The 8,388-nt window shown below is 61.9% G+C and carries 9 protein-coding genes; 2 read left to right on the top strand and 7 right to left on the bottom strand.

The window, feature by feature from the left end:
• Window positions 1-143 precede the first annotated feature (143 nt).
• The 7 genes from hscB to uvrB form a co-directional block, all read right to left on the bottom strand.
• Complete coding sequence (gene hscB / locus RT697_RS12785; RefSeq protein ID WP_313699304.1) at window positions 144-656, bottom strand: Fe-S protein assembly co-chaperone HscB; 513 nt, start codon at window positions 654-656, stop codon at window positions 144-146.
• 3 nt (window positions 657-659) lie between these two features.
• Complete coding sequence (iscA, locus tag RT697_RS12780; protein ID WP_175123402.1) at window positions 660-983, bottom strand: iron-sulfur cluster assembly protein IscA; 324 nt, start codon at window positions 981-983, stop codon at window positions 660-662.
• A 2-nt stretch (window positions 984-985) separates the two neighbouring features.
• Window positions 986-1,390 (bottom strand): Fe-S cluster assembly scaffold IscU, encoded by a 405-nt coding sequence (iscU, locus tag RT697_RS12775; RefSeq protein WP_313699302.1) that lies wholly within the window; start codon window positions 1,388-1,390, stop codon window positions 986-988.
• Between the two features lie 33 nt (window positions 1,391-1,423).
• Entirely contained in the window at window positions 1,424-2,635 is a 1,212-nt protein-coding gene (locus tag RT697_RS12770) for an IscS subfamily cysteine desulfurase (RefSeq protein WP_191575565.1), read from the bottom strand.
• Window positions 2,636-2,653: 18 nt separating this feature from the next.
• Window positions 2,654-3,193 (bottom strand): Fe-S cluster assembly transcriptional regulator IscR, encoded by a 540-nt coding sequence (gene iscR, locus RT697_RS12765; protein WP_056318865.1) that lies wholly within the window; start codon window positions 3,191-3,193, stop codon window positions 2,654-2,656.
• Window positions 3,194-3,385: 192 nt separating this feature from the next.
• Window positions 3,386-3,877 (bottom strand): low molecular weight protein-tyrosine-phosphatase, encoded by a 492-nt coding sequence (locus RT697_RS12760; RefSeq protein WP_006386176.1) that lies wholly within the window; start codon window positions 3,875-3,877, stop codon window positions 3,386-3,388.
• A 252-nt stretch (window positions 3,878-4,129) separates the two neighbouring features.
• Window positions 4,130-6,196, bottom strand: a complete 2,067-nt coding sequence (uvrB, locus tag RT697_RS12755) for an excinuclease ABC subunit UvrB (RefSeq protein ID WP_056562421.1) — start codon at window positions 6,194-6,196, stop codon at window positions 4,130-4,132.
• Window positions 6,197-6,271: 75 nt separating this feature from the next.
• On the opposite strand from uvrB, the gene RT697_RS12750 reads away from it, so the two are divergent.
• Entirely contained in the window at window positions 6,272-7,471 is a 1,200-nt protein-coding gene (locus tag RT697_RS12750) for an amino acid aminotransferase (protein WP_105239416.1), read from the top strand.
• Between the two features lie 150 nt (window positions 7,472-7,621).
• A complete protein-coding gene (gene lexA, locus RT697_RS12745; RefSeq protein ID WP_313699299.1) occupies window positions 7,622-8,269 on the top strand; it encodes a transcriptional repressor LexA in 648 nt (215 codons plus the stop codon).
• The last annotated feature ends 119 nt before the right edge of the window (window positions 8,270-8,388 follow it).

Raw genomic sequence — 8,388 nt, 5'->3', positions numbered from 1 at the left:
ATCCCGACCGCCAGCTTGCGCTGGTGCGGCGCGGGCGACTCGCCGGGCTCGGATATCTGCAATAAGGCCATGATTCTGTTTTTCTGGTCAGTAGGCCGCGCCGGACAGGCGCCCATGACGGGAACGCCCCAGCGCGCCGTTGGCTATCCTGCGGGCTGCACGTGGGCCAGCTCCTGCGCCAGCTTTTCCACGAACATCCATTCCCGCACCTTGCGCCCGGCCGCCGCGTAATCGCGTTCGTCATCCAGAAGGCGCGTCAGCGTGGCGCGCATCTCGGCACGCGCCTCGTCCAGTTCGGCTTGCAACGTGTCCAGCACGCTGGCGTCATCGCGCCCATCGTCCAGCATCTCGCGCCAGGTCATCTGCTGCATCAGGAAAGCCCCGTCCATGGACGTGTTGCTTTCCGTCTGCAGGTCCACGCCGGCCTGCTCGCACAGGTAGCGGGCCCGCAGCAGCGGATCCTTCAACTCGCGATACGCCTCGTTGGCACGGGCCGCCCACTGCATCGCCACGCGGCGTTCCGCAGGGCTGGCCGTGGCAAACCGGTCGGGATGCACCTTCGCGGCGACGGTGCGCCAGGCGTGTTCAAGCGCCTGGCCGTCCAGGTCGAATCGTGCCGGCAAGCCAAACAGGCTGAAGTGATCGTCACCAGCCAAGACTTACACCGTGAACGACTCGCCGCAGCCGCAGGTCGCCTTTTCGTTGGGGTTGCGGAACTTGAAGCCTTCGTTCAGGCCCTCGCGGGCGTAGTCCAGCTCCGTGCCATCGAGGTACGACAGGCTCTTCGGGTCGATGAAGACCTTCACGCCAAAGCTCTCGAAGACGACATCTTCCGCCTCGACCGCGTCGACATATTCCAACTTGTAGGCCATGCCGGAGCAGCCCGTCGTCCTAACGCCGAGCCGCAAGCCGATACCCTTTCCGCGCTTCTGCAAGTAGCGGCCGATGTGGGTGGCAGCCTGTTGGGTCAGGGTAACGGACATGATCAGCCCGCCACAACTTCGGCGGTGGCCGAATGCTTTTCTTTGTAGTTCTGCACCGCGGCCTTGATCGCGTCTTCGGCCAGGATGGAACAGTGCACCTTCACCGGCGGCAGGGCCAGTTCTTCGGCGATCTGGGTGTTGCGGATGTTCATGGCTTGATCCAGCGTCTTGCCCTTGACCCATTCGGTCACGAGCGAGCTGGAGGCGATGGCCGAGCCACAGCCGTAGGTCTTGAAGCGCGCGTCTTCGATCACGCCGGCTTCGTTCACCTTGATCTGCAGCTTCATGACGTCGCCACAGGCCGGCGCGCCGACCATGCCGGTGCCCACCGAGTCGTCCGACTTGTCGAACGAACCGACGTTGCGGGGGTTTTCGTAGTGATCCAGAACTTTGGTGCTGTAAGACATGTTAATTCTCCACGTATATCAAGGCGCGGGCGCTTAGTGCGCGGCCCACTGCACGGTGTTCAAGTCGATGCCTTCCTTGGCCATTTCCCAAAGCGGCGACATATCGCGCAGCTTGCCAACCCGGCTCTTGATCAGTTCGACCGCAAAGTCCACTTCCTTCTCGGTCGTGAAACGACCCAGCGTGAAGCGGATCGAGCTGTGCGCCAATTCATCGTTGCGGCCCAGGGCGCGCAGCACGTACGAAGGCTCCAGGCTGGCCGAGGTGCAGGCCGAACCGCTGGAAACTGCAAGCTCCTTGATCGCCATGATCAGGGACTCGCCTTCGACGTAGTTGAAGCTCACGTTCAGGTTGTGCGGCACGCGCTGGTCCATGTCGCCGTTGAGGTAAACCTCTTCGATTTCCGACAGGCCGTTCCACAGGCGGTCACGCAGCATGCGGATGCGCTCGTTCTCGGTGCCCATTTCTTCGCGCGCCAGGCGGAAGGCTTCGCCCATGCCGACGATCTGGTGCGTGGCCAGCGTGCCCGAGCGGAAACCGCGCTCATGACCGCCGCCGTGCATCTGCGCTTCGATACGGATACGCGGCTTGCGACGCACATACAACGCACCGATACCCTTGGGGCCGTAGGTCTTGTGCGCCGAGAACGACATCAGGTCGACCTTCAGCTTTTGCAGGTCGATTTCCACCTTGCCGGTCGCCTGAGCGGCGTCGACGTGGAAAATGATGCCCTTTTCGCGGCAGATCTCGCCCAGCGCTTCCACGTCCTGGATCACGCCGATTTCGTTGTTCACCATCATCACGGACACCAGCACGGTGTCGGGACGCAGCGCAGCCTTGAAGACATCCAGGTCGATCAGGCCGTTGTCCTTGACGTTCAGGTAGGTGACTTCGAAGCCCTGGCGCTCCAGCTCACGACAGGTGTCCAGAACCGCCTTGTGTTCCGTCTTGACCGTGATGATGTGCTTGCCGCGTTCGGCATAGAAGTTGGCCGCGCCCTTGATGGCGAGGTTGTTGGATTCGGTGGCGCCGGAGGTCCAGACGATTTCGCGCGGGTCGGCATTGACCAGCTTGGCGACTTGTTCGCGGGCGCGTTCGACGGCCTCTTCGGATTCCCAGCCAAATGCATGGCTGCGCGATGCCGGGTTGCCGAAGTTTTCGTACAGCCAGGGCACCATGGCATCGACGACGCGGGGATCGACGGGCGTCGTGGCCGAATAATCCAGATAGATCGGACGGGTGGTCATTTCAACAACTCCTACTTCTTATACGGTGGCGTTGGCAGCAACAGTGGTGGTCGGGGCATTGGCGGCGGTAGCGCCTCCCACCCGGTTCACGCGCACTGCGCAGGCCTGCGCTTGATTGGTCGCTTCCTGCAATTGGCGCACACGCTGCTGATCGACGAGATCCTGCAGGGACACCGAATCCAGGTAATCCACCATCTTGCGATTCAACGTGGCCCAGAGTTCATGCGTCATGCACTTGCCCGGTTTGCCGTCGTTGCCGCTCGTACAGTCCCGCTTCCCGCCACAGCTCGTGGCGTCCAGCGGTTCGTCGACGGCGAAAATGATGTCTGCAACAGTCACGTTGCGCGCCAGTCGCGCAAGCGAATAACCGCCGCCCGGGCCGCGGACGCTGTCCACGAGCTCGTGACGACGGAGTTTTCCGAAGAGCTGTTCCAGATACGAAAGCGAAATGTTCTGACGCTGGCTGATGGCCGCAAGAGTGACCGGGCCGCTATGCTGCCGCATAGCCAAGTCGATCATGGCAGTCACGGCGAAACGCCCTTTGGTAGTTAGCCGCATGGTGAATTCCCTGTGATTCCGGCAATGGCCGCCGGCGAATCCAGCGGTCAATACCCGAGTAATTGGCTCAAGTATAGCCTATTCCCGACTAATTTGGTATGGCTCCCGGCTACAAAAAACCGCGCATCTGCGCGGTTTTTTACTGCCTTGTGCCTTGAGAGCCGCTCTGCGAGCGGCTCCGCAATCGGCCGATCAGGCAGCCTGGTACTGGGTAGCGCGCTTGCGGACCAATTCGAGAACGCCCTGACAGGCATCTTCCAGATAGTCCAGGACTTTGCCAAAACCATCGGCGCCGCCGTAGTACGGGTCGGGCACGGTGGCTTCTTCGAATTCATTGGCAAAGCGCATCAGGAGCATCAGCTTGTGCTGATACGCCTTGGGGCATTGCTGCTGCATGGCGGACAGATTGTCCCAGTCCATGGCGAGGATAAGATCGAAGTCACGGAAGTCTTCCGCGGTGACCTGACGCGCCTCGCAGTGAGTGATCTCGTAGCCACGCTTACGTGCCGCAGCCTGCGCCCGGGCATCAGGCGCCTCGCCGATATGAAACGCGTGCGTGCCCGCGGAGTCGATGCGCACAACATCGCCCAAACCCGCGTCATTCACCAAATGGCGAAACACGCCCTCTGCGCTCGGCGAGCGACAGATATTGCCCATGCAAACGAAAAGTACCTTGGTCATCATGGAAGCAAGTGTGCGGGAAAACCCGAGATAAGGCAAGCTTTTTTTGCACCTGCGCAATTGACGTAGCGCAAATTAAAGACCCACATAACCATAAGAAAATCATGGACTTGCAAGCTTGTATTCAGGTGACGCATTAGATCCGTGCGGCGCAAAATTCCGGAATGGTTACACCATGATGGCAGCGCACCACTTCTTGCACATTTTCAGCTTTGCGTAAGCAAACCGGGATGAATTGATACGTCCGATCTGGCCCTAAACCGCCCCGTCCAGCAGCACGCGTTGCTTGAGCGCATTGAGCGAATCTCGCGCCGCGGCGGCCTGTTCGAATTCGAGGTTGCGGGCATGGTCCATCATCAGTTTCTCCAGGCGCTTGATCTCGCGTGCCAGGGCCTTCTCGTCCTTCAACAATTCGGCTGGGACGGCCGCTTCAAGCGTGTCGTGTTGGGCAGGCGCCACGATGCCGTCGATCAGCTCCCGCACCGCCTTGTGCACGCCGCGCGCGGTGATGCCGTTGTCGACGTTGAACTGCAGCTGCTTCGTGCGACGGCGCGCGGTCTCGTCCATGGCGCGCTTCATCGAATCCGTGATGCGGTCGGCGTAGAGAATCGCGTGACCATTGAGGTTGCGCGCTGCGCGGCCGATGGTCTGGATGAGGCTGCGCTCCGAACGCAGGAAGCCTTCCTTGTCGGCGTCCAGAATGGCCACCAGCGATACTTCCGGAATATCGAGGCCTTCGCGCAACAGGTTGATGCCGACCAGCACGTCGAACGTGCCCAGGCGCAAGTCCCGCAGGATTTCGACGCGCTCGACCGTATCGATGTCCGAATGCAGGTAGCGCACCTTTACGCCATGCTCGCTCAGGAAGTCCGTCAGATCTTCGGCCATCCGCTTGGTCAGCGTCGTAACCAGCACGCGGTCGCCTTGCGAAACACGCGTCTTGATCTGGCCCAACAGGTCGTCCACCTGCGTGCGGGCGGGCAGCACCTGCACGATCGGGTCGACAAGCCCCGTGGGACGCACCACCTGCTCCACCACGTTGTCCGCGTGTTCCTGCTCGTACGCGGCGGGCGTTGCTGAAACGAATACGCACTGGCGCATCCGGGTTTCGAACTCCTCGAGCTTGAGCGGGCGATTGTCCAGCGCCGACGGCAGCCGGAACCCGTACTGGACCAGCGTTTCCTTGCGCGACCGGTCACCCCGATACATGGCGCTAAGCTGGCCGATCGTGACATGGCTTTCGTCGATGAACATCAGCGCATCGGACGGCAGGTAGTCGATCAGGGTCGGTGGCGGGTCGCCCGGCGCGGCACCCGACAAATGACGCGAGTAGTTTTCGATGCCCTTGCAGAACCCCAATTCCTGCAGCATTTCCAGATCGAAGCGGGTGCGCTGCTCGAGACGCTGGGCCTCGACCAGATGACCGTCGTCCACGAAGCGCTTGACGCGTTCGCGCAGCTCTTCCTTGATGGTTTCGATGGCACGCAATACGGTGTCGCGCGGCGTCACGTAATGCGAACCAGGATAGACGGTGAATCGCGGCAGCTTCTGACGGATGCGCCCTGTCAGCGGATCGAACAGTTCAAGCGTTTCGATCTCGTCATCGAACAACGTGACGCGCAAGGCGAGCTCGGCGCTTTCGGCCGGGAAGATGTCGATGGTCTCGCCGCGCACGCGGAAAACCCCACGCGTGAACTCTGCATCATTTCGGGTGTACTGCATGGCAACCAGGCGGGCGAGGATCTCGCGCCGGGCGATCTGGTCGCCAGCGCGCAGAATCAGCACCATCGCGTGATAGTCGCCGGGGTTGCCGATACCGTAAATGCACGACACCGTGCCCACGATGATCGTGTCGCGCCGTTCAAGCAGGCTCTTGGTGGCGGACAGCCGCATCTGCTCGATGTGTTCATTGATGGACGAATCCTTTTCAATGAACAGGTCGCGCGTAGGCACATAGGCCTCGGGCTGGTAGTAATCGTAGTAAGAAACGAAATACTCCACCGCGTTCTTCGGGAAGAACTCGCGCATTTCGGCGTACAGCTGCGCAGCCAATGTCTTGTTGGGCGCAAGGACCAGCGCCGGGCGGCCCATGCGCGCAATGACATTGGCCATTGTGTAGGTTTTGCCTGACCCGGTCACGCCCAGAAGCGTCTGGTACATGAGGCCGTCTTCGACACCCTGGGTCAGCCCTGCGATGGCCGTGGGCTGGTCTCCCGCCGGCGGATAGGGTTGGTAGAGATGAAACGGGCTGTCAGGGAAATCGACGAATCCCGGACCTGCGGCGGGAGCCCCCGCGCTTGGGTCTATTGCGCTCTTAGGCATGCTAGACTGTTCCAGGGTAAACCCCCCATTATCCACAGCACTTCGTACTGCGTCCACCCACCTCATCAGAGTCCCATGAGCACCCTATTCGATTCCGTCGAGCTCGCGCCGCGCGACCCCATTCTTGGCCTGAACGAACAATACAACGCGGACACCCGCCCCGGTAAAGTGAACCTGGGTGTGGGCGTGTATTACGATGATCAGGGACGGATCCCACTCCTGGGCGCAGTGCGCAAGGCTGAAACCGCCCGCATCGAAGCCGCCGCCGCTCGCGGCTATCTGCCGATCGAAGGCATCGCCGGCTACAACGCCGGTGCTCAGGCGCTGCTGCTGGGCAAGGATTCCGCGCTGGCCGCCGCTGGCCGCGTGCTGACCACACAAGCACTGGGCGGCACTGGCGCCTTGAAGATCGGCGCCGATTTCCTGCGCCAATTGCTGCCGGGCTCCAAGGTCCTGATCAGCGATCCCAGCTGGGAAAACCACCGCGCCCTGTTTGAGCGCGCCGGTTTTGAAGTCGGCACCTACGCCTATTACGACGCCACCACCCGCGGCCTGAACTTCGAAGCCATGCTGGCCGACCTGAAGGCCGCACCCGCCAAGACCGTCGTCGTGCTGCATGCTTGCTGCCACAACCCCACGGGCGCGGATCCCACCCCCGACCAGTGGAAGCAGATCGCCGCCGTCGTCAAGGAAAACAACCTGGTCCCGTTCCTGGACATCGCCTACCAAGGGTTTGGCGACGGCCTGACGGAAGACGCCTCGGTCGTGCGCCTGTTCGCCGACCTGGACATGACCATGTTCATCAGCTCGTCGTTCTCGAAGTCGTTCTCGCTGTACGGCGAGCGCGTCGGCGCGCTGACTGTCGTGGCCGGCAGCAAGGACGAAGCCACCCGCGTGCTGAGCCAGCTCAAGCGCGTCATCCGCACCAACTATTCCAACCCGCCCACGCACGGCGGCACGGTCGTCTCCACGGTGCTGAACACGCCCGAGCTGTTCGCCCTTTGGGAAGAAGAACTGGCCGGCATGCGTGATCGCATCCGCCTGATGCGCGCGCAACTGGTCGACAAGATCAAGGAGCACGGCGGCAAGCAGGACTTCAGCTTCGTGCTGAAGCAGCGCGGCATGTTCTCGTATTCGGGCCTCTCCGCCGCTCAGGTGGACCGCCTGCGTGAAGAGCATGGCGTCTACGCCGTGTCCAGCGGCCGCATCTGCGTGGCCGCGCTCAACAGCGGCAACATCGACAAGGTGGCAGCCGGCATCGCAGCCGTGCTGTAAAAAAACCAGGCGGCGCCAAGCCGTCTTTAGCCAAAAACGGGACTTGCGGGTCCCGTTTTTGCTGCCCCCGAGACCGGCTTGCTTTTTTGCGCTGCGTCCCCCAGAATGGCGCTGTATATATGTACAGTCCGCTCGCACCGGATCATCGCCATGGCTAGCAAACTCACGGATCGCCAACAACAAATCCTGGACCTCATCAGGCAAACCGTCACGCGCACCGGCTTTCCGCCGACGCGTGCCGAGATCGCCCAGGCCCTGGGTTTCCGCTCTCCCAACGCCGCCGAAGATCACCTCAAGGCCTTGGCACGCAAGGGCGCCATCGAACTGACGGCCGGCGCCTCGCGCGGCATCCGCCTGAAGGACGCCGCCGCCCCCGTTCAGTCTTCGCTTCCCATCCCCGCCCTCGCCCAGCTTCTCCTGCCGCTGGTAGGCCGAGTTGCGGCAGGCAGCCCCATTCTTGCAGCCGAGCACGTTGAACGTGAAGTCGGCGTAGACCCCAGCCTCTTCGCCCAGGCGCCCGACTATCTGCTCAAGGTGCGCGGCATGAGCATGCGCGACGCAGGCATCCTCGAAGGCGACCTGCTGGCCGTCAAGAAGGCATCGGAAGCCCGCAATGGCCAGATCGTGGTGGCTCGTATTGGCGACGATGTCACGGTCAAGCGTCTCCAGCGCCAAAACGGCCATATCGAGCTCCTGCCCGAAAACCCCGACTTCGAAACCATCGTGGTCAAGGCCGATCAGGAATTTGCGCTGGAAGGCATTGCGGTGGGTCTCATCCGAACCCAGGCGCTGCACTAAGCGAGGCCAGGGGCGGCGCTTAGTCAAACTCCCGCCGCGCGGCCTGCGCCGCCTGGATCAGGCTTTGCCCCTGCAGATACACCGATTCAAAAGAAAACCCCGCTCATTGAGCGGGGTTT

The organism is Achromobacter sp., from assembly GCF_032113835.1.
Taxonomy (GTDB): Bacteria; Pseudomonadota; Gammaproteobacteria; order Burkholderiales; family Burkholderiaceae_B; genus Achromobacter.
The sequence above is the reverse complement of the archived record's forward strand: the minus strand, read 5'-3'. Positions and strand labels throughout refer to the sequence as shown.

Coding starts and splice junctions, on each gene's coding strand:
- iscR (WP_056318865.1), bottom strand. CDS start 3,193: ATGCGGCTAACTACCAAAGGGCGTTTCGCCGTGACTGCCATGATCGAC.
- RT697_RS12760 (WP_006386176.1), bottom strand. CDS start 3,877: ATGATGACCAAGGTACTTTTCGTTTGCATGGGCAATATCTGTCGCTCG.
- RT697_RS12770 (WP_191575565.1), bottom strand. CDS start 2,635: ATGACCACCCGTCCGATCTATCTGGATTATTCGGCCACGACGCCCGTC.
- uvrB (WP_056562421.1), bottom strand. CDS start 6,196: ATGCCTAAGAGCGCAATAGACCCAAGCGCGGGGGCTCCCGCCGCAGGT.
- iscA (WP_175123402.1), bottom strand. CDS start 983: ATGTCCGTTACCCTGACCCAACAGGCTGCCACCCACATCGGCCGCTAC.
- lexA (WP_313699299.1), top strand. CDS start 7,622: ATGGCTAGCAAACTCACGGATCGCCAACAACAAATCCTGGACCTCATC.
- iscU (WP_313699302.1), bottom strand. CDS start 1,390: ATGTCTTACAGCACCAAAGTTCTGGATCACTACGAAAACCCCCGCAAC.
- RT697_RS12750 (WP_105239416.1), top strand. CDS start 6,272: ATGAGCACCCTATTCGATTCCGTCGAGCTCGCGCCGCGCGACCCCATT.